The sequence below is a fragment of the Roseomonas sp. TF40 genome (assembly GCF_057219975.1).
Genome location: NZ_JBXVVR010000006.1, coordinates 22,970 through 42,606, shown reverse-complemented (window position 1 = coordinate 42,606; position 19,637 = coordinate 22,970). Strand labels below are relative to the sequence as shown.

General features: G+C 72.0%; 17 protein-coding genes. 9 read left to right on the top strand and 8 right to left on the bottom strand.

Features of this window, described 5'->3' with window-relative positions; genetic code table 11:
- Positions 1-4 precede the first annotated feature (4 nt).
- A complete protein-coding gene (locus AC2D9U_RS17030) occupies positions 5-3,640 on the top strand; it encodes a hydantoinase B/oxoprolinase family protein (RefSeq protein ID WP_484751264.1) in 3,636 nt (1,211 codons plus the stop codon).
- Positions 3,637-6,480, top strand: a complete 2,844-nt coding sequence (locus AC2D9U_RS17025; protein ID WP_484751262.1) for an AsmA family protein — start codon at positions 3,637-3,639, stop codon at positions 6,478-6,480. Before AC2D9U_RS17030 ends, AC2D9U_RS17025 begins: the two co-directional genes overlap by 4 nt.
- Here AC2D9U_RS17025 and AC2D9U_RS17020 read toward each other — a convergent pair.
- Positions 6,477-7,202 (bottom strand): FkbM family methyltransferase, encoded by a 726-nt coding sequence (locus AC2D9U_RS17020; RefSeq protein ID WP_484751260.1) that lies wholly within the window; start codon positions 7,200-7,202, stop codon positions 6,477-6,479. The genes AC2D9U_RS17025 and AC2D9U_RS17020 overlap by 4 nt on opposite strands.
- A gap of 119 nt (positions 7,203-7,321) precedes the next feature.
- Between AC2D9U_RS17020 and AC2D9U_RS17015 the strand changes: the two genes are divergently transcribed.
- Positions 7,322-9,445: a calcium-binding protein gene (locus tag AC2D9U_RS17015; protein WP_484751259.1), complete on the top strand. Its 2,124-nt coding sequence runs from the start codon at positions 7,322-7,324 to the stop codon at positions 9,443-9,445.
- 199 nt (positions 9,446-9,644) lie between these two features.
- Here the strand turns inward: AC2D9U_RS17015 and AC2D9U_RS17010 are convergent, their stop codons facing one another.
- A complete protein-coding gene (locus tag AC2D9U_RS17010; RefSeq protein ID WP_484751257.1) occupies positions 9,645-10,115 on the bottom strand; it encodes a hypothetical protein in 471 nt (156 codons plus the stop codon).
- A gap of 160 nt (positions 10,116-10,275) precedes the next feature.
- Here AC2D9U_RS17010 and AC2D9U_RS17005 point away from each other — a divergent pair, with 160 nt between their 5' ends.
- Entirely contained in the window at positions 10,276-10,746 is a 471-nt protein-coding gene (locus AC2D9U_RS17005) for a hypothetical protein (RefSeq protein ID WP_484751256.1), read from the top strand.
- Between the two features lie 48 nt (positions 10,747-10,794).
- A complete protein-coding gene (locus AC2D9U_RS17000) occupies positions 10,795-11,145 on the top strand; it encodes a hypothetical protein (RefSeq protein WP_484751254.1) in 351 nt (116 codons plus the stop codon).
- Here AC2D9U_RS17000 and thiE read toward each other — a convergent pair.
- Positions 11,108-11,761 carry a thiamine phosphate synthase gene (gene thiE, locus AC2D9U_RS16995; protein WP_484751252.1) on the bottom strand — a complete coding sequence of 218 codons (654 nt, stop codon included), beginning with the start codon at positions 11,759-11,761 and terminating at the stop codon, positions 11,108-11,110. The two genes, AC2D9U_RS17000 and thiE, sit on opposite strands and share 38 nt — an antisense overlap.
- A gap of 108 nt (positions 11,762-11,869) precedes the next feature.
- Here thiE and AC2D9U_RS16990 point away from each other — a divergent pair, with 108 nt between their 5' ends.
- Positions 11,870-13,210 (top strand): NAD(P)/FAD-dependent oxidoreductase, encoded by a 1,341-nt coding sequence (locus AC2D9U_RS16990; protein WP_484751250.1) that lies wholly within the window; start codon positions 11,870-11,872, stop codon positions 13,208-13,210.
- A gap of 32 nt (positions 13,211-13,242) precedes the next feature.
- Here the strand turns inward: AC2D9U_RS16990 and AC2D9U_RS16985 are convergent, their stop codons facing one another.
- A complete protein-coding gene (locus AC2D9U_RS16985; protein WP_484751249.1) occupies positions 13,243-13,770 on the bottom strand; it encodes a GNAT family N-acetyltransferase in 528 nt (175 codons plus the stop codon).
- 123 nt (positions 13,771-13,893) lie between these two features.
- On the opposite strand from AC2D9U_RS16985, the gene AC2D9U_RS16980 reads away from it, so the two are divergent.
- The 3 genes from AC2D9U_RS16980 to AC2D9U_RS16970 are packed head-to-tail and all read left to right on the top strand — an operon-like array spanning position 13,894 to position 16,254.
- Positions 13,894-14,556, top strand: a complete 663-nt coding sequence (locus AC2D9U_RS16980; protein ID WP_484751247.1) for a DsbA family oxidoreductase — start codon at positions 13,894-13,896, stop codon at positions 14,554-14,556.
- Positions 14,557-14,585: 29 nt separating this feature from the next.
- The gene (locus AC2D9U_RS16975) at positions 14,586-15,143 is read left to right on the top strand and encodes a LemA family protein (RefSeq protein ID WP_484751245.1); all 558 of its coding nucleotides are present in this window, start codon (positions 14,586-14,588) and stop codon (positions 15,141-15,143) included.
- A 28-nt stretch (positions 15,144-15,171) separates the two neighbouring features.
- Positions 15,172-16,254, top strand: a complete 1,083-nt coding sequence (locus tag AC2D9U_RS16970; RefSeq protein ID WP_484751243.1) for a M48 family metalloprotease — start codon at positions 15,172-15,174, stop codon at positions 16,252-16,254.
- Here AC2D9U_RS16970 and AC2D9U_RS16965 read toward each other — a convergent pair.
- The 4 genes from AC2D9U_RS16965 to AC2D9U_RS16950 all read right to left on the bottom strand — a co-directional run bounded on the left by AC2D9U_RS16965 (position 16,148) and on the right by AC2D9U_RS16950 (position 19,589).
- Positions 16,148-16,780 carry an aspartate/glutamate racemase family protein gene (locus tag AC2D9U_RS16965; protein ID WP_484751241.1) on the bottom strand — a complete coding sequence of 211 codons (633 nt, stop codon included), beginning with the start codon at positions 16,778-16,780 and terminating at the stop codon, positions 16,148-16,150. The two genes, AC2D9U_RS16970 and AC2D9U_RS16965, sit on opposite strands and share 107 nt — an antisense overlap.
- 5 nt (positions 16,781-16,785) lie before the next feature.
- Complete coding sequence (locus AC2D9U_RS16960; protein ID WP_484751239.1) at positions 16,786-17,235, bottom strand: hypothetical protein; 450 nt, start codon at positions 17,233-17,235, stop codon at positions 16,786-16,788.
- A 115-nt stretch (positions 17,236-17,350) separates the two neighbouring features.
- Positions 17,351-18,553 carry an MFS transporter gene (locus AC2D9U_RS16955; RefSeq protein ID WP_484751237.1) on the bottom strand — a complete coding sequence of 401 codons (1,203 nt, stop codon included), beginning with the start codon at positions 18,551-18,553 and terminating at the stop codon, positions 17,351-17,353.
- A gap of 154 nt (positions 18,554-18,707) precedes the next feature.
- Positions 18,708-19,589 carry an FkbM family methyltransferase gene (locus AC2D9U_RS16950; RefSeq protein WP_484751235.1) on the bottom strand — a complete coding sequence of 294 codons (882 nt, stop codon included), beginning with the start codon at positions 19,587-19,589 and terminating at the stop codon, positions 18,708-18,710.
- Positions 19,590-19,637: the final 48 nt, after the last annotated feature.

The following is a 19,637-nucleotide window of genomic DNA, read 5'->3' as shown; positions in this document are numbered from 1 at the left end:
GTCAATGAAACCACGCAACGCGGAGGGCACCACCATGGGCGGCTGGCAATTCTGGATCGATCGCGGCGGCACCTTCACCGACATCGTCGCCCGCGACCCGGCCGGTCGGCTCTCCACCCACAAGCTGCTCTCCGAGAATCCCGAGCGCTACCGCGACGCCGCCGTGGCGGGCATCCGCGCCTGCCTCGGCCTCGCCCCGGATGCCCCGATCCCGCCCGGCACGATCGAGGCGGTGAAGATGGGCACCACGGTCGCCACCAACGCGCTGCTCGAGCGCAAGGGCGAGCGCGTGCTGATGCTGGTCAATCGCGGCTTCGCCGACATGGCGCGGATCGGCAACCAGGCGCGCCCGCGGCTGTTCGACCTGCAGGTGAAGCTGCCCGAATTGCTGCATGAGCGCGTGGTCGAGATCGGCGGGCGCGTGGCCGTGGACGGCACGGAGATCGAGCCCCTGGACGAGGCCGCCGCGCGCGCCGCGCTCGCCGAGGCGCATCAGGTCGGCATCCGCGCGGTCGCCATCGTGCTGATGCATGCCTGGGCGCATCCGGCGCAGGAGATCCGCCTCGGTGAACTCGCGCGGGCCGCCGGCTTCACGCAGGTCTCGCTGAGCCATCAGGCGAGCCCGCTGCCGCGCATCGTCCCGCGTGGCGACACCACCGTGGTCGACGCCTATCTCTCGCCGATCCTCTCCCGCTACGTGCGGCAGGTGGCCGCCGAACTGCCCGGCGTGCGGCTCTACTTCATGCAGTCCAGCGGCGGCCTGGCGGAAGCGAGCAGCTTCCAGGGCAAGGATGCCATCCTCTCCGGCCCCGCGGGCGGCATCGTCGGCGCCGCGCGCACCGCCGGCATGGCGGGACTCGAGAAGATCATCGGCTTCGACATGGGCGGCACCTCCACCGATGTCGCGCTCTATGCCGGGGAGTTCGAGCGCGCCTTCGAGACGCAGGTGGCGGGCATCCGCATGCGCGCGCCGATGATGGCGATCAACACGGTGGCCGCCGGCGGTGGTTCCATCCTGTTCTTCGATGGCGCGCGCTTCCGCGTCGGGCCCGAGAGTGCCGGCGCGGTGCCCGGCCCCGCCTGCTATCGCCGCGGCGGGCCGCTGACCGTGACGGATGCGAATGTCATGGTCGGCAAGATCCAGCCGGCGCAATTCCCGGCCATCTTCGGCCCCCATGGCGACCAGCCGCTCGATGCCGAGGTCGTGCGCGAGAAGTTCGCCGAGCTCGCCGCGCGCATCGAAGCGGCGACCGGGCTGAAGCAGGATCCGCGCGCGGTGGCCGAGGGCTTCCTGCGCGTGGCCGTCGCCAACATGGCGAACGCCATCAAGCAGGTCTCGATCCAGAAGGGCCATGATGTCACGCGCCACGCCCTGCAATGCTTCGGCGGCGCGGGCGGGCAGCATGCCTGCCTCGTGGCCGATGAGCTGGGCATGGAGACGGTGTTCATCCACCCCTTCGCCGGCGTGCTCAGCGCCTATGGCATGGGCCTCGCCGACCAGAGCGTGATCCGCGAGGCGGCGATCGAGGCGCCGCTGACGCAAGAGAGCATCGCCACGCTCGCGCAGAAGCTCGACGCGCTGGTCGAGGCCGGGCAGGCCGAGCTGCGCCGCCAGGGGGCGCAGGGTGATTTGCTCGCCGCGCGGCGGCTGCATCTGCGCTATGCCGGCACGGACAGCTTCCTGCCCGTGCCCTTCAGCGATTTCGCCACGGCGCTGGAAGCCTTCACCGCTGCGCACCGCGCCCGCTTCGGCTTCGCCACCCCCGAGCGCCAGGTGATCGTCGAGGCTTGCGTCGCCGAAGTCACCGCGCCGGGCGAGCGCGTGGAGGAAGCGGCGCTGGCGGCGCGCGCGCCGGGCGAGGCCATCCCGCGCCTCGCCGAGGTGGCGCTCTTCACCGGCGGCGCCGAGCACACGGCCCCGGTGCTGGACCGCGCGGCGCTGCGCGCGGGCGACCGCATCGCCGGCCCCGCCTTGGTGCGCGAGGCCATCGCCACCACGGTGATCGAGCCCGGCTGGACCGCCGAGGTCACGGCGCGCAACCACATGATCCTGCGCCGCACCACCCCGCGCGAGGCCGCGCGCGTGGCAAGCGGGACCCGCGTCGATCCCGTGATGCTCGAGCTGTTCAACAACCTCTTCATGTCCATCGCCGAGCAGACGGGCGCGGTGCTGCAGAACACCTCGCTCTCCGTGAACATCAAGGAGCGGCTGGATTTCTCCTGCGCGATCTTCGATGCGGCGGGGCGGCTTGTGGCGAACGCGCCGCATGTGCCCGTGCATCTGGGCGCGATGGGGGAGAGCGTGCGCACCGTGATCCGCTCGCGCGGGGCCACGCTCAAGCCCGGCGACGTGGTGGCGCTGAACAACCCCTACAACGGCGGCACGCATCTGCCCGACGTCACCGTCATCACCCCGGTCTTCGATGCGGCGGGGCGCGAGATCCTGTTCTTCGTGGGCAGTCGCGGGCACCACGCCGATATCGGCGGCCTCACCCCCGGCTCCACGCCGCCCGGCTCCGCCACGCTGGAGGAAGAGGGCGTGGTGATCGACGACTTCCTGCTCGTCGATGGCGGCGTGTTCCGCGAAGCCGAGTTCCGCGCGCTGCTCGCGGGCGCGCGCTATCCCGCGCGCAGCCCGGATGTGAACGTCGCCGACATCAAGGCGCAGGTCGCGGCGAATGAGAAAGGCGTGCAGGAATTGCAGCGCGCCGTGCGCGAACAGGGGCTCGACACCGTGCGCGCCTATATGCGCCACGTGATGGACAATGCCGAGGAGAGCGTGCGCCGCGTGCTCGACCGGCTCGGCGATGGCAGTTTCGAGACCACGATCGATGACGGCACGCCGCTGCGCGTCGCGGTGCGGGTGGACCGCGCGAATCGCCGCGCGGTGATCGACTTCACCGGCACGGGGCCCCAGCGCCCGGACAATTTCAACGCCCCCGCCGCGGTCTGCCGGGCCGTGGTGCTCTACTGCTTCCGCTGCCTGGTGGGGGAGGCGATTCCGCTCAACGATGGCTGCCTCGTGCCGCTCGAGATCATCGTGCCCGAGGGCACCTTCCTGAGCCCCCGCCCCGGTGCGGCGGTGGTCGCCGGCAATACCGAGGTCAGCCAGATGACCTGCAATGCCCTGCTCGCCGCGCTGAATGCCTGTGCCTCCGCGCAGGCGACGATGAACAACCTGCTTTTCGGCGACGCGGTTTACCAATACTACGAGACCGTCTGCGGCGGCACCGGCGCCGGCCCCGGCTTCGCGGGGACCTCGGCGGTGCAGACGCACATGACCAACACGCGCATGACGGACCCCGAGATCCTGGAACTCCGCTACCCTGTCCGGCTTGAGGAATTCTCGATCCGTCGCGGATCGGGGGGCGCGGGGCAATGGGCGGGCGGCGATGGCAGCCGCCGGCGCATCCGCTTCCTCCGCCCGATGGAGGCCGTGATCGTCGCCTCGCGCCGCACCGTCGCCCCGCATGGCATGGCCGGTGGTGCGCCAGGTGCTGCGGGGCGGCAATGGGTGGAACGCGCCGATGGCACGATCACGCCGCTGAAGGGCCAGGACCGCGCGGCGCTCGCACCCGGTGACGTGCTGGCGCTGGAGACGCCCGGCGGCGGCGGCTGGGGGCAGCCATCCGTGGCATGAGGCGTCTCCTGGCCGGGCTTGGCCTGCTCGTCCTGCTGCTCGGGGCGGGGGCCTGGCTCGGGCCGCGATTCATCGATTGGGAGCCCTGGCGCGGCCGGCTGGAAAGCTTCGCCAGCGATCGGCTCGGCCGGTCCGTGACGCTCGAGGGCGCGATCGAGCTCACCCTGCTGCCGCGCCCGCTGCTGCAGGCCACAGGCGTCGCCATCGGCGAGGCCGGGGCCGAATACGCCTTCACCGCCCGCAGCCTGCGCGTCGAGCTTGACCTGCCGAGCTTCCTCGGCGGGCGCTGGGAGCCGCGCGAGGTCACCCTCGTCGGCCCCGAGATGGCGCTGCCCTGGCCGCCCGGCCCGCTGCTCGCGCTGCGCCCGCCCTCCTGGATCACCGAGCTCGATGCGCGGATCGAGGATGGGCGGCTGCGCATCGGCGATACGCTGCTGGAAGGGGTCGCCGCGCGGCTGTCCTCGGGCGGCATCGCCCAGGCGCTGGCGATCGAGGGCGGCTTCACCTGGGCCGGCCGGCCGGCGCGCTTCACGGCCACTCTCGGCCGGCCGGGCTGGGATGGCATCGCCACCCTCGAACTCGCGCTGGTGCTGCCGCAGGCCGAGGGGCGCCTGCGCGGCGTGCTCACCCCCGGCCAGGGCTTCGACGGCACGATGGAGGTGCGCGGCCCCGACCTCGCCGCCCTGCTGCCGAGCCCGCCCGGCGCCTTCCGCGCCGCCGGGCGCCTGACCGCCACGGCGGAGCTGATCGCCGCCGACGACCTGACCATCGAGATGGCCGGCGCGCCGGCCCGCGGTGCGGTGGCGCTGCGCCTCGCGCCCTCGCCGCGGCTCGACATCGCGCTGATCGCCAGCCGGCTCGACCTCGATGGCTGGGCGCTCGCGCTGCGCGGCGGGCCGGCGCGGCCCTGGCCCGTGGCCATCGACCTCTCGGCCGAGGCCGCCAGCTTCCGCGGCCAGACGCTGCGCCGGCTGCGTGGCGCGGCCTTCCTGGAAGAAGGCCGGCTCACCCTCTCGGACGTGTCGGTGCTGCTGCCGGGCGAGACGCGGCTGGATTTCGGCGGCGCGACGGTGGGCGGGCGGCTGGAATTGCAGGCGCGCTTCGCCGGTGCGGATCTGCGCGGCACCGCGCTCGCCCTCGGCCTCCCGGTGGAGGAGGTGGACCCCGGCCTGCTCCGGCGCGGTGAGGGCCGCTTCCGCCTGGTGCTGGAAGAGGCCCAGGCCGCCATTCCCGAGCTCGCCGTGACGCTGGAGGGGCTGCGCCTGTCGGGGGCGGCGGTGCTGCGGCACGGCCCGCGCCCAGCACTTGGGCTCGGGCTGACCGTCGACCATCTGGACCTCGCGCGCTGGCTGCCCCAGGGGCTGGACCCGGCGGCGGCGGCGCGCGCCCTGGCGGGCATCGATCTCAATCTGCGCCTCGCCGCGGACCGCGCCGTGCTCGGCCCCGCGGTGCTGGAGCGGGCATCGGTGGATGCGGCGCTGGAGGGCGGGCGGCTGACGCTGCGGCGCCTGGCGGGGCGGCTGGCGGAGGCTGATGTCTCGGCCTCCTTCGTGCTGATGACCGCGCCCCAGCTGCGCCTGCAGGACCTGACGCTGGAGGCCTCCGGCCCCGCGGCGCGCGGCCTGCTGGCGCTGATCCCGGGCGATTGGCCGGACCGTTCGGCGCTGGCCGCCATGCCCCTCGGGCTGCGCCTGACCGGGGGCGGCACGCCCGAGGCGCTGGCGCTGCGTGGCGGGGCGGAGATCGGCGAATTGCGGCTGGAGGCCCAGGCGCAGCTCGACCTGCCGGCCCGGCGCGGCACGGGCGGGCTGACGCTGCGCCACCCCGGCGCGCCGCGCCTGCTGGCGGAGGGCTTCGGCAGTGCGGCCGGCGCCTGGCTGGGCGATGGTTCCTTCTCCCTGGTCGCCACGCTGGCCGGCGGGCCGCAGGCGCTGACGGCGGAGAGCTTCGAACTGGTGGCCGGCGCGCTGCGCGCGCGCGGCGCGATGACGCTGGCGCAGGGCGCGCGGCCGCGGCTGACGGGCCGGCTGCAGGCCGAGCGCCTGCCCTTGCCCCTGCCGGGCCTGCGCAGCGCCGAGCCCCTCGGCTTCGCGGCGCTCGGCCTGCTGGACGCGGAACTCGCCCTCGAGGCCACGCGCGTGGAGATCGCCGGCGCGGTGGCGGAGGAGGTCTCGGCGACGCTGCGGCTCAGCGAAGGGCGGGGGCGGCTCGAGGATCTGCGCGCGCGCCTCGCCGGGGGCAGCTTCGCGGGTGTGCTCGGGGCCGAGCTTGCCGGCGCGGCGCCGCCGCGCCTGACGCTGGAGGGCCGGCTGGCCGATGCCACCCTGGCCGCACCGCTGCTGGGCCTGCCCTATGACCTGACGGCGGGGCGGGGCGAGGTGAACCTCGCGCTTGCCGCCAGCGGGCATTCGCCGGCGGCGCTGCTGGGTGCCCTGTCCGGGGAGGTGAAGGTGGCCCTGCGCGATGGCGTGCTGCGCGGCTTCGACCTCGCGGCCGCCACCACCGCCAGCACCGGCGCCGATGCCCTGGCCGCCGAGGCCGCGATGCGCCGCGCCCTGATGGGGGGCGCCACCGCCTTCGAGCGGCTGGACCTCTCCGCCAGGCTCGCCGCCGGGCGGATGCGCCTGGTCGAGGCACGCCTGACCACCGAGGCGGGGGCCACCGGCAACCTCGAGGGCGAGGCCGATCTCGCCCGCGGCGCGCTTGACCTGCGGTTGGTGGCGCGCCCGCCCTTGCCCGAGGCGCCGGATCTCGGCCTGCGCGTCACCGGCCCGGCCGATGCGCCGCGCGCGCTGCCCGAGACCGCCGCCTGGGCGCGCTGGCGGGCGGAGCGCGGTTAGCTTCCGTTCAACCGCGCCATCACCTGGGCGCTGCGTTCCTCCGGCCAGGCATAGAAGATGAAGATGTAGGGATCTGAGGCCGCGAAGACCGCCGGGTCGGGGCTCGCCACCTGCATCGTCGCGCGGTCGAAGGCCGAGAGCGGGTGGAAGCGCCCGCCATGCCAGAAGCGGACCTCATAGCCCAGCGCGTCGAGGAAGGCCGGCACGGCATGGGTGCTGCCCGGGCGGTGGCGTTCCTCCACCTCCAGCGTCAGCACCGGGCGGCAGCGCGTGAGCGTCGCCCGCGCGCCGCGCAGGACCTCGTATTCGTGGCCCTCGGCATCGACCTTCACATGGGTGAGGTCCGCGAGGCCAAGCGAGTCGATGGTGGCGACCGTGACCTCATGCCGCTGGTGCCCGACACTGGCGAAGGCGGAGAAATCCTTGGACAGGCTGGCCCATTGCTCCTGCGCCACGCCGCCCAGCACGGGCACCGAGAGGGTGAGCCGCCCCGGCGCGGCGCCCAGCGCCCGGGGATCGAGCAGAATGTGCGGCGGCAGCGCCCCATGCGCGGCGATCACGGCTTGTTGAAGCCGCGCAAAGGCGCTGGGCAGGGGTTCGAAGGCCAGAATCCGCGCCCCGGGCAGGCGGGCCAGCGGCAGGGTCAGCAGCCCGTCATGCGCGCCAACGTCAAGGATTGTGCCGCTTTCGTGGAGCGCGGTGTGGAAGCTCAGCTCATCCATGGGTTGTCCTTCACCGGGCGGGATCGTCAGCGGGGCGTCAGCTTCGGCGGGCAGAGAGGGGCCGCAACGCCACTGCATGGCGCCGAGGCGCGTCATGCCACCAAGCAGGGAACAGGCCTATGCCGTCTGACAATGAGGAAGACCTCTATCGCTTCACGATCGAGGGCGGTGTCATCACCGCCGTCTTCGAGGTCGATCCGGACGGGGGGCTGGATGACGACCCCATTCGCCCCAGCCAGGTCTTCACCCTGCTGCCCAGCGGCGAGATCACGGAGGTGAAGCAGAAGCCGGGCTATGCCGAGCACCGCACCTACGCCGAGAATCCCGACGGCACCTGGTCGGTCGTCGCGGAGAGCTATGTCGACGATTCCGGCACCATCCTGCCCGACGATCCGGCCGAGGACGATGAGGTGGACGAGGCCGATGATTCGGATGGCGACGGATCGGTCGATGACGATGTCGAGGGCAGCGACGACGATGATTCCGTCGATGCCGGTGAGGGCGATGATGATGTCCGCGGCGGCGGCGGCGACGACGATGTGCGCGGCGGCGGCGGCGATGACGCGCTGGAAGGCGATGAGGGTGCGGACAGCCTCGATGGCGGGGATGGTGCCGACAGCCTGGGCGGCGGCCTGGACGATGACGACCTGAAGGGCGGCGGCGGGGATGACGACCTCGACGGTGACGAAGGCGACGATTTGCTGGAAGGCGATGAGGGTGCGGACAGCCTCGATGGCGGGGATGGTGCGGACAGCCTGGGCGGTGGCCTCGACGATGACGACCTGAAGGGCGGCGGCGGGGATGACGACCTCGACGGCGACGAAGGCGATGACGTGCTGGAAGGCGATGAGGGTGCGGACAGCCTTGATGGCGGCGTGGGCGATGACAGCCTGGGCGGTGGCCTTGACGATGACGACCTGAAGGGCGGCGGTGGCAATGACGACCTCGACGGCGATGATGGCCATGACTCGCTGGAAGGCGATGAGGGTGCGGACAGCCTCGATGGTGGCGCGGGCGATGACAGCCTGGGCGGTGGCCTTGACGATGACGACCTGAAGGGTGGTGGGGGCAGTGACGACCTCGACGGCGATGCGGGCGATGATTCGCTTGCTGGCGATGAGGGTGCGGACAGCCTCGATGGCGGCGTGGGTGATGACAGCCTCGATGGTGGGCTGGACGATGACAGTCTCTTCGGCGGCACCGGCAATGACGACCTGAAGGGCGGCGCCGGCGCCGATACGCTGCGGGGCCATCATGACGACGACACGCTTGCGGGTGGCGACGATCACGATCGGCTCAGCGGCGATGCCGGCGATGACAGCCTGGCGGGCGAACTCGGCGACGACGTGCTGCGCGGCGGCGACGGCGCCGACACGGCGTCCGGCGGCGAGGGCAACGACTATGTCGATGGCGGCACCGGTGACGACGATGTGGATGGCGAGGCCGGCGACGACCGTGTCTATGGCGGCGCCGGCGATGATTCGGTGAAGGGCGGTTCGGGGCGCGATCGCGTCGATGCCGGGCTCGGCGACGACACGGTGGGCGGCGATGCCGATGCGGAGCGCGACGTGCTCATCGGTGGCGCGGGTACCGACCTGCTCGACTATGGCGCGGACCTGCTCGGCGTTTCGGGCAGCCTCGCCGCCGGGCGCTTCCGCGGCGACGGTATCGGCACCGACTATGTCTCCGGCTTCGAGAACGTGGCCGGTGGGGCGGGCCATGATCGCCTCGGCGGCGATGCAGGCGCCAATGCGCTTTCCGGCGGTGCCGGCAATGACCGGCTCGACGGCCTGGCCGGCGCCGATACGCTCGACGGTGGTGAGGGGCAGGATCGGCTCGCCGGCGACGCCGATGCCGATCTGCTCCATGGCGGTGCGGGCAATGACGTGCTGCTCGGCGGCGAGGGCGCGGATACGCTGGACGGTGGCGAAGGGCGGGACAGGCTGTTTGGCGGCCTCGGCGCGGATGCCTTCCGCTTCGGCAGCGTGGCCGAGGCAGCGGGCGACCGGGTGGAGGACTTCGCCACCGGCATCGATGTCATCGACCTCTCGGCGATGGACGCCGACAGCACGAGCGTGGGCGATCAGGCCTTCACCCGGGTGCTCGCCTTCTCCGGCGCAGCCGGCGAACTGGTGCACCGCAGCGGCGTGCTCTCGGGCGACGTCGATGGCGACGGGCTGGCGGATTTCGCGCTGACGGTGCGCGGGACGGCCACGCTCACCGCGGGCGACGTGGTGCTCTGAAACGACAAGAGGCGGCGCCTAGAGCAATATGCGTTCAGGTGGGTCGCGGCGCTGCCGCGACGCTGAACACATTTCTTGCTCTAGATTCAATGATTTCTAGAGCACGAGCTGCGTTCATCAGAACGCAGCGTGCTCTAGGCGCCGCCTCTCCGGGCGTATCATGAAGGGCGCTGCCGGATGGCGGCGCCCTTTTGCGTGTTCAGCGCGGCGGCACTTCCGAGATGCGCAGCTGCGCCGGCACGCGCGAGCCGCGATTGTAGTGGCCGACCCAGATGTCGTACTGGCCCGATAGCGGGTTGCGGAAGATCAGGCCCGGATTGACGCCCTGGAAGTCGTCATTGCAGGCCCACTGTCCGTTGGGCAGGTTCACCACCAGCGTCGTGTCCGTGTTCGACACCACCGAGAGATAGAGCGGCAGCCCCTGGCCGGCGCGGTAGTTCAGCCGCACATCCGGCGCGTCCGCGATGGTGCCGACGCATTGCGACCCACCCAGCCGCTCGGCCGGGATGGTGCCGCCGGCGGTGACGTTCACAGCATAGGGATCGGGCGCGAAATTCGCGCTGAGGTTGACCGTGCCGAAGGAGGGCGGGCGGTTGTAGTTCTGCGCGACGACGGGCCCGATGGTGATGGCCATGGCGGCCAGCGCGCCGGCGACGAGACGTGACTTCATGCGTTCCTCCGTGTCCGGCCTGGCCGGGTGAGCGGGTTGCGGCATCCCCGATCCGGGACCGCAAGGGCTTGTGGCGCGTTGCGGCTCAATGGATCGTGCATGGCCCCGGCGAAAGGCTAGTGCGCGCGCGCGGCGTCGGGCAAGCAGGCGCTTGCGCGAATTGTTGCGTTTGGTTGCGCGGGGAGCATCGGCGCTGTTCATCGAACGGGTCGTGGGGATCGGCTGGGGCCGGCTGCTGCTGGGCGTGCTGGCGGCCGCGCTGGCGGCGACGGCCGCCTTCCCGGCTTCCATGCTGCTGCTCGCCGGGCTGACGGAGGGGGCGTGGGATGCGCTCGGCCCCCGCGCGGATCTGCTGCCCGGCATGGCCGCCCTGCTGCCTTTCGGCGTCATCCTGACCCTGGCCGGCGGGCTGCCGGTGCATCTGGCGCTGGCCGCGCTGCGCTGGCAGGGCTGGCGCGCCTATGCGGCGGGCGGCGCGCTGGGCGGGGGCGGGCTGTTGTTCGGCCTGGCCGGCGGGCCGCATTGGCAGGAGCCGCTCTACCTGCTCGGCGCGATCCTGGGCCTCGCCGGCGCGCTCGCTTTCCGCGCCGTCTGGCGGCCGGCTGCATCCGATCGCGCCGCCGCGCCGTAACCCCCCTGGCGCCGCGCTGCCGCGGGGCCGGACGAGAGGATGGATAGGATGCGCGGATGGATGATGGCGATGGTGCTGGCCCTTCCCGGGCTCGCGGTGGCGCAGGATGTCTCTGGCTGGGCGCCCCTGGAGCGCCGCTTCGAGAGCACGGGCGGCGGCGGGTGGATCATCGACGGCTATGACCCGGTGCTGCGCGGCGGGGTTTGCTCGACCGACTTCTCGGTGACCTCGCCCCAGGGCCAGACCTTCTTCAACGAGGCCGAGTTCGATGCGGTGCCGGTGCCGGGCGGCGTGCTTTGCCATGCGGGGCGCTGGCGCGCCAAGGATGGCTCGGGCAGCGGCACCACGCCGCTGCAGGTCTTCATCCGGGCGGATGGGGTGCGGTTCCGCTCGCCCTGATCGCCGCGTTCATCGCCCGCACGCCCGCGGCCGGGCCTTCCGGGTGGTTCCACACGGCCCCCACCACGGCGAGGAAATCCGCGCCCGCGCGCACCAGCGGCGGGCAATTCGCGGCCGTGATGCCGCCGATGGCGACGCAGGGGATCTCGAACATCTCGGACCACCATTCGAGCAGATCGATCTCCGCCACATGCTGCGTCTGCTTCGTCCCGGTGGGGAAGAAGGCGCCGAAGGCGACGTAGTCCGCCCCCGCCTCGCCCGCTTCCATCGCCAGGTGGCGGGAGGCATGGCAGGTGACGCCGATCATCGCCTCGGGGCCGAGCAGCTTGCGCGCCGCCACCGGGTCGCCATCGCCCTGGCCGAGATGCACGCCATCGCAGCCCGCGCGCTTCGCCAGATCCATGCGGTCATTCATCAGGAAGGCCACGTCATGGCGATGCGCGATGGGCATCAGCACCTCGGCCGCGCGCAGGATCTCCGCATCCGGCACATCCTTCAGCCGCAACTGCAGCGCCGCGACGTCACCCGCCCCGAGCGCACGCGCCAACTGATCCGCGAAGCCGGGCAGGTCGGGCAGGGCAGGGGGGGTGATGAGGTAGAGGCGGCATTCGGTCATGCACACCCTTTTGCGTGAAGAGGCCGGTTTGGGAAGGCCCCTCGCAGATTCACCCTGGCCTAATCGCCGGATGCGATTACTTCAGAAGGGTAAAAGGGATTTCCGCGCATGATTGCTTCGGGTTCATCTAATCCCCCCCTTGGCCCCCATCGCATCGTCATTGTCGGTGGTGGCGCGGGCGGGCTCGAACTCGCCACGCGCCTCGGCGATCGCTACGGCGGCGGCACGCGCGCGAGCGTCACGCTGGTGGAGCGTGCGCGCACGCATCTGTGGAAGCCGCTGCTGCATGCGGTTGCCGCGGGCAGCCTCGACCGGGCGCAGCATGAGCTGAACTACCTGGCCCAGGCGCATTGGCACAGCTTCACCTACCGCTTCGGCGAGATGGTGGGCCTCGACCGGGAGGCGAAGGAGGTCATCCTCGCCGCCATGCTGGATGAGGAAGGGCGGGAGATCACGCCCGCCACGCGCGTGCCCTATGACACGCTGGTGATGGCGGTGGGCAGCGTCACCAATGATTTCGGCACGCCCGGTGCCGCGCAGCACGCGATCCCGCTGGAGACGCCCGAGCAGGCCAGCCGCTTCAACCGCCGCCTGGTCAATGCGTGTCTCCGCGCCAATGCCCAGCCGGAGCCGGTGCGCCCGGGCCAGCTTCATGTCGCGATCATCGGCGCCGGCGCGACCGGCACCGAGCTCGCCGCCGAGTTGCACCGCACGGTGCGCGCCGTGGTGGCCTATGGGCTGGATCGCATCGACCCCGAGCGCGACATCCGCATCGTGCTGATCGAGGCCGCGCCGCGCATCCTGCCCGCTTTGCCTGAGCGCATCTCCAACGCCACCATGGCGCTGCTGGAGAAGATGGGCGTGGAGGTGAAGGTGGCCGCGCGCGTGGCCGAAGTGCGCGCGGATGGCGTGATCTTCGCCGATGGCACGCATCTGCCGGCGGAACTGGTGGTCTGGGCCGCGGGCGTGAAGGGCCCGGCCTTCCTCAAGGATCTGGGCGGGTTGGAGAACAGCCGGCTCAACCAGCTCGTCGTCGGCCCGACGCTGCAGACCACGCGCGACCCGGCGGTCTTCGCGATCGGCGATTGCGCGAGCTGCACGCCGCCCGGCCATGACAAGCCGCTGCCGCCGCGCGCCCAGGCGGCGCACCAGATGGCCAGCCACATCTTCAACCAGATCGAGAAGGTGATCGACGGCAAGCCCGTGGAACCCTTCGTCTATCGCGATTTCGGCTCGCTGGTCTCGCTCGGCAAGTATTCGACCGTGGGCAGCCTGATGGGCTTCCTGGTGGGCAAATCCATGTTCATCGAGGGCTATTTCGCCCGCATGATGTATCGCTCGCTCTACAAGATGCACCAGACGGCGCTGCATGGCGGCGCGCCCACGCTCTGGCGCAGCGTGGGCAGCCTCTTCTCCCAGCGCGCCGAGCCGGGGGTGAAGCTGCACTGAGCAGGCTCAGCCCGCGCCGCTGCCCGCCGCGCCTACTTCGCCGCGATCCGCTTCCAGAACAGCGAGGTGGAATCGAGGCCCGAGCGATCCGCCGCCAGGGCGTAGTCCGGGATCACGCCCGCCAGCTGGTAGCCCAGGCCGCGATAGAGATGCTCGGCCGGGCTGCCCGTGACGGTGTCGAGCGTGAGCAGGCTGCGCCCTTCCTCGGCCGCGATCGCCTCAAGTGCGAGCATCAGCGCCCGCGCTGCGCCGCGCCGGCGCGCCTGGGGGTGCACCAGCACCTTCGACACATCGGCCCGATGCGCCTGGTTCGGCGGTGTCGCGAGGTCGAGCTGCGCGGTGCCGATGATCGCCCCCCCCACGCGCGCCACCAGCACGCGCCGCTCGCCGCGCGCAAGCGCCGGCAGCACCTTGGCGCGCCACCAGGCGGCGGCCTCTTCCTCGGGGAAGGGCTGCAGGAAATTCACGCTCGCTCCGCCCGCAACGCAGGCGGCGAGCAGGCCGGCCAGCGCGGGCAGCTCGGCCTCGGCGGTGGCGGCGGTGAGTTCCTCGATGGGCATGGCGGCTCCTGGCTCTGGCGGCGCCGATCATGGCGGGCGGGCCGGCCGCGCGGAAGCCACCACGGTTGCGCCCGGCCGGGCGGATGCGCCACACAGGGCGCCCACGCGCACAGGAGGCCCCTCATGGCCGAGACCCGGACCCTCGACATCGTCTCCGACGCCATCTGCCCCTGGTGCTGGATCGGCAAGCGGCATCTGGCCGATGCGCTGGCGGAACTGGCGCAGGATGGGCTGGCCTTCGCCATCCGCTGGCGCCCCTTCCAGCTCAACCCGGACATGCCGGTGGAAGGCGTGGTGCGGGCGGAATACCGCGCCCGGAAATTCGGCAGCGTCGAGCGCGGCGCGGAGCTCGACCGCAACGTGGCCGAGGCCGGGCGTGCCGCGGGCCTGACCTTCCGCCACGATCGGATGATGCGCACGCCCAACACCATCGCCGCCCATCGCGTGATCCGCATGGCCGAGGATCACGGCGTCCAGGATGCGGTGGTGGAGGCGCTGTTCCATGGCTATTTCCACGACGGGCAGGATATCGGCGACACCGCGACGCTCGATGCCCTCGCCGCCACCGCGGGGCTTGCGGGCGTGGCCGCGATGCTGGCGGGCAGCGAGCATCTGGCCGAGGTGCTGGCCGAGGACCGCGCGGCCCGGCAGGGGGGCATTTCGGGCGTGCCCTCCTTCCTGATGGACAGGCACCTGCTGTTCAGCGGCGCCATGCCGGGGCCGCGCATGGCGGATGCCTTCCGCCGCGCCCATGCGATCCTTTCCGAGCGCGAGAAGGCGGCCTAACCTCAGCCTCGTCCAGAGGAGCATGGCGCATGGAGTGGGTTCTTCTCGGCGGCGTCGTCCTGCTGCTCGGCTGGCTGGTCGTCATCTACAACCGGCTGGTTGCGCTGCGGCAGACCACCAACCAGTCCTGGGCGGATATCGAGGTGCAGCTCAAGCAGCGCCACGATTTGATCCCGAACCTCGTCGAGACGGTGAAGGGCTATGCGGCGCATGAGCGCACCACGCTCGATGCCGTGATCCAGGCGCGCAACGCGGCCGTGGCGGCGCGCGGGCCGGAACAGGCCTCGGCCGCGGAAGGCCAGCTCGGCGCCGCGCTCGGCCGGCTCTTCGCCCTGTCCGAGGCCTATCCGGACCTCAAGGCCAACACGAATTTCCTGGCCTTGCAGAATGAGCTGGCGACGGTGGAGAACACGCTGGCCGCGGCGCGGCGCTTCTTCAACAACGCGGTCAGCGAGTACAACGCGGCCATCCAGTCGATCCCGGCGGTGTTCTTCGCGGGCAGCGTCGGCTTCGGCCCGCGCGGCTTCTTCGAGCTGACCGAGGCCGAGCGCGCGATGACCCAGGCCGCGCCGAGCGTGAAGTTCTGACGCCCGCCCACCGTCCGAGGGCCAGGAAATGCTCCCGACCTTCGGCCTGAGGACGCATATCTGGAACACCGGGCTGCGCAGCATCCTGCTGCTGGCGGGCTTTCCGGTGCTGCTGCTGCTCATCACCTGGGCCGTCACCCTGCTGCTGGTGGCCGGCGGGGCGGCGGATGCCTGGGATGGGCTGCGGCAGAGCCTGGCGCTGCTGCCCGCCGCCTTCCCGGTGGCCCTGGCGATCACAGCCGTGTGGTTCGCCATCGCGTGGCTCGCCAACCAGCGCCTCATCGACGCCATGGCCGGGGCGAAGCCGGTGACGCGCGAGCAGGAGAGGCTGCTCTACGACCTGACCGAGGCGCTGGCCATCAGCCGCGGCATGCGCACCCCGCGCCTTGCCGTCATCGAGACCGAGGCAATGAACGCCTATGCCTCGGGCCTGACACGCGACAAGGGGGCCATCACCGTCACGCGCGGGCTGCTGAACGCACTGCCGCCGGCCGAGTTGCGCGCCGTGCTGGCGCATGAGCTGACCCACATCCGCAATGGCGACGCGCGGCTTGCCGTCATCGCGGCGATCTTCGCGGGCGTGATCTCACTGGTGGGTGAGGTGCTGATGCGCGGCATCGTGCGCGGGGGCGCGCGGCGGTCTTCCTCCTCCAGCCGCGGCAAGGGCGGCGCGGGAGTGCTGGTGCTGGTGGCGCTGGCGGTGGCCGCGCTCGCCTGGGTGCTCTCCATCGCGCTGCGCATGGCGCTGTCGCGCAACCGGGAATACCTGGCCGATGCGGGGGCGGTGGAACTGACCGCCGATCCCGACGCCATGGTCTCGGCCCTGCGCCGGATCGCCGGGCAGACGGAGATGCAGGGCCTTTCCTCCCAGCTCCGGGCGATGCTGCTGCATGACGGGGCGAACAGCCTCGGCCCCGACTGGTTCGCCACCCATCCGCCGCTGGAGGCGCGCGTGCAGGCCCTGGTGCGCAATGCCGGGGCGCGCGACGTCCTGCCGGCGGCGCTCAGCCGCGCAGCAGCGCCTTCATCCGCCGCACTGCCGAATCCGGTGTCGTCACCACCGGCAAGCCCGTGGCAGCCGCCACCGCCTTCGCCGCCCGCGCCAGGCTGAACTGGCCGAGCAGGATCACGTCGCAGCCGGCGAGCGCCATCGCGGCCTCGGCCGCCAATTGGTCATGCCGCGCCGGATCCCCGGCATCGAGCGCGGCCAGCGCGCCCTCTGCCAGGCAGGGACGCAGTTGCACCCCGGGCGGGAACTCGGCCGGCATCGAGGCCAGCGTGCCGGGGAAGGTGGCGAGCAGCCCGATCCGCCGGCCGATCGCCAGGGCCTCGTCGATCGCCGCCTCATTGGGCTTGAGCACGGGCAGCGGCGCGAGGTCGCGTGCCGCGGCCTCGATGCAGGGGCCGAAGGCGGAGCAGGAGAAAAGCAGCCCCGCCGCCCCGGTGCCGGCGGCGTAGCGCGCCAGGGTCAGGAAGCGCTCGCCCATGGCGGGGGTCAGCGCGCCGTCGCGCGCCAGATCGGCCGAGAGGCTGTCATCCAGCAGGTTCATCAGCCGTGCCTCGGGCCAGAGCGCGGCGAAGGCGGCCTCGATCGGCGGCGGCGAATGCCGCAGCGCATGGATCAGCGCAATGCGCACGCCGCTCAGTTCCCGACGCAGCGCAGCAGCGGCGAGGGGAAGTCGGCGCAGTTGGGGAAGACGATCTCGTTCGGGCCGCGCCGCTCGACACGCAGCGCGTTGGGCCCGCCGGCGCAGCCGAAGCCGATATCCGCCGGCAGGCGCGAGCCCAGCGGCCCGCTCTGCGCCGGCACGCCGACCAGGCGGAACTCCAGCACATTGTCGGTGGCCTGCACCGTCTCGATCAGCCGCTGCCGGTAGGCGACATCGAAGACCGAGGCGCGCAGCACCACGTCGCGGGCGAAGATCACGCTCGGCTGGCCGGTGCAGCGCGCGCCGCTGGTCTCGCCGGGCGGGAAGATCCCGCCGGTCCAGGAGCCGAAGACCCAGGCGTGCGGCGGCTCACCGCCCGGCTGTGCCGCGACGGAGCCGCCCAGGCCGAGGGCGAGAGCCATCACCACCACCAGTCTGCGCATGCGCTACCCTCCACCGCCATTCGCAAATCCTTACCCCCAACCCATGCCCCGGGCCAACCCGGCGCCCTCATGCCACCGCTGCGCGCGGGATTCAGGCCGCCGCTGGGCGCGGGATTCATGCTGCCGCTGGGCGCGGGGCCGGGGCCGGGTCCCTCACCGGCAGGTGGATCAGCGCCGCGAAGGCGGCGGCCGCGATGCCGATGCTCCACATCAGGTCGTAGGAGCCGGTCCAGTCGAAGATCAGCCCGCCGAGGAAGGCGCCGGTGAAGCCGCCGATCTGGTGGCCGAGGAACACCAGGCCGAACAGCGTGGCCAGCCAGCGCGTGCCGAAATTGCGCGCCACCAGCGCCACCGTCGGCGGCACGGTGGACAGCCACAGCAGCCCCATTACCGCCGAGAACAGCAGCACGCTCTCGGTCGTCTTGGGGGCGAGCATGAAGACGCTCATCAGCACGCCGCGCGCGGCGTAGATCGCCACCAGCAGCTCGCGCCGCTTCCAGCGCTGCGACAATTCCCCCGCGGCGAGCGAGCCCGCCACGTTGAACAGCCCGATCAGCCCGATCGCCCCCGCGCCCACAGAGACCGGCAGGCCGCAGCTGTGCACGAAGCCCGGCAGGTGCACCGCGAGGAAGGAGACATGCAGCCCGCAGACGAAGAAGCCGAAGAAGAGGAACCAGAAGCTCGGCGTGCGGAAGGCGCGGCGCAGCGCCTCGCGCGCCGTCTCGTCGCTGCTGCCGCCGGCCTTGGGGACGGGCCGGCCATCCAGCGGCAGGGCGAGGGGGATCATCAGCAGCGCCACCGCCGCCATGATCAGCAGCGTCGGCTGCCAGGTGAGGCCGGCGATGCCGAAACCCACAACCGGCACCACCAGGAACTGCCCGAAGGAGGAGCCCGCCGTGCCCAGCCCCACGGCCCGTCCGCGCTGGCTTTCAGGCAACATGCGGGTCAGCGAGGCGACGATCACCGGCATCCCCGCCGAGGTCACCGCGAGGCCCATCACCACGCCAGCGAAGAAGGTGAAGATGCCCAGGTCCTGCGTCAGCGCCATCCCGAGGATGCCCAGGGCATAGAGCGCGGCACCGCCCATCACCACCACCCGCCCGCCGAGCCGGTCCGCCACCTGGCCCGCGAAGGGGGAGAAGGCGCCGTTCAGCAGCACCTGCAGCGCGATGGCGAAGGCGAAGCCCGAGGCGGTCCAGCCATGGGCCGCGCCCATCGGCGCCAGGAACAGCCCGAAGGATTGGCGCAGCCCCATCGCAAGCGCCGCGCAGAGCACCGCGCAGGCGACCAGTATGCCTGCCTGTCGCTGGGTCAGCATGGCCCGTGTCTCCTGCAGCAAGCGATCCGGTCGGATGGCATCATCCCGCCGGCCGTCCTGCTCGACAACCTGTTGGAGCCGCGGCACGGGATCCGATCGCGGATTTGCCATGCGATCGGACAGTGCCGTGGGCGCGCGCGCGCCCTGCGGGTCTTCATGTGCGCAGCACCGGGCCGCGGGCCGCCAGCAGGTTCCGCAGTCCCTCCGTGCTCGATGCCAGCGATTCCGCCGAAACGGCGTCCAGGCGTGCGCCCTTGCCGATCTCCCAGAAGTGGAAGTCCAGCTCCTGCAGCAGGTGGATCATCTCGGCCGGCGGCACGCCGTGCCCGTTGAGCATCTGGGGCGCGAATTCGAACATGAGCCGCACTTCCGGTGAGCGCTCCAGCAGGCGCCACATGCCGCGCAAGGCGCGCGCCTCGGCGCCCTCGATGTCGAGCTTCATGACATGAACGCGAAAGGCCGGGTCGTCGAACAGCTCATCGAGGGCGACCACGGGGCAGGGCTGGATCTCCTGACCGTCAGCGGGACCTTCCGCCCCCAGGGCCAGGTGCCCGCCCCCACCCCAATCCCAGGAGAAGCGCAGCGCGGCAACGCCCGCCGTCTCCCCCACCGCAGCCTGATGCACCTGGGCGTGGCCGGTGAAGCCGTTCACGGCAAGCGAGCGCGCGACCAGACCGGCGTAGCGGCTGTTGGGTTCGAAGCCATGCACCTGGCCGGTCGGCCCGACGGCACGCGCAGCGAGCAGGGTGTAGACGCCAAGGTTGGCACCGAGGTCGAGCACCGTGTCGCCGGGGCGGATCATCCGCTGGAACAAGTCGGTCGAGTTCCTCTCCCACTGGCCCCGCATCAGCAGGTGCGGCGCGACATCGGTGCTGCGCGTATCGACAAAGATCGACAGGCCCTCGAGCTGGGTGAGGGCGGTGTAGTCGCCAAGGAACACGTTGTCCGCGAGGCAGGGGGGCGTGCCGGCCCTGCCCCACGCCTGTGGCAAGTCCCCGAGCATCGCCAGGGCGGCGCCGCGCAGCCGACTCAGCATCGAGCGGGGTCGCCCCGGCGCTTGCCCGGGGGGCCGGATCGGTCGGGG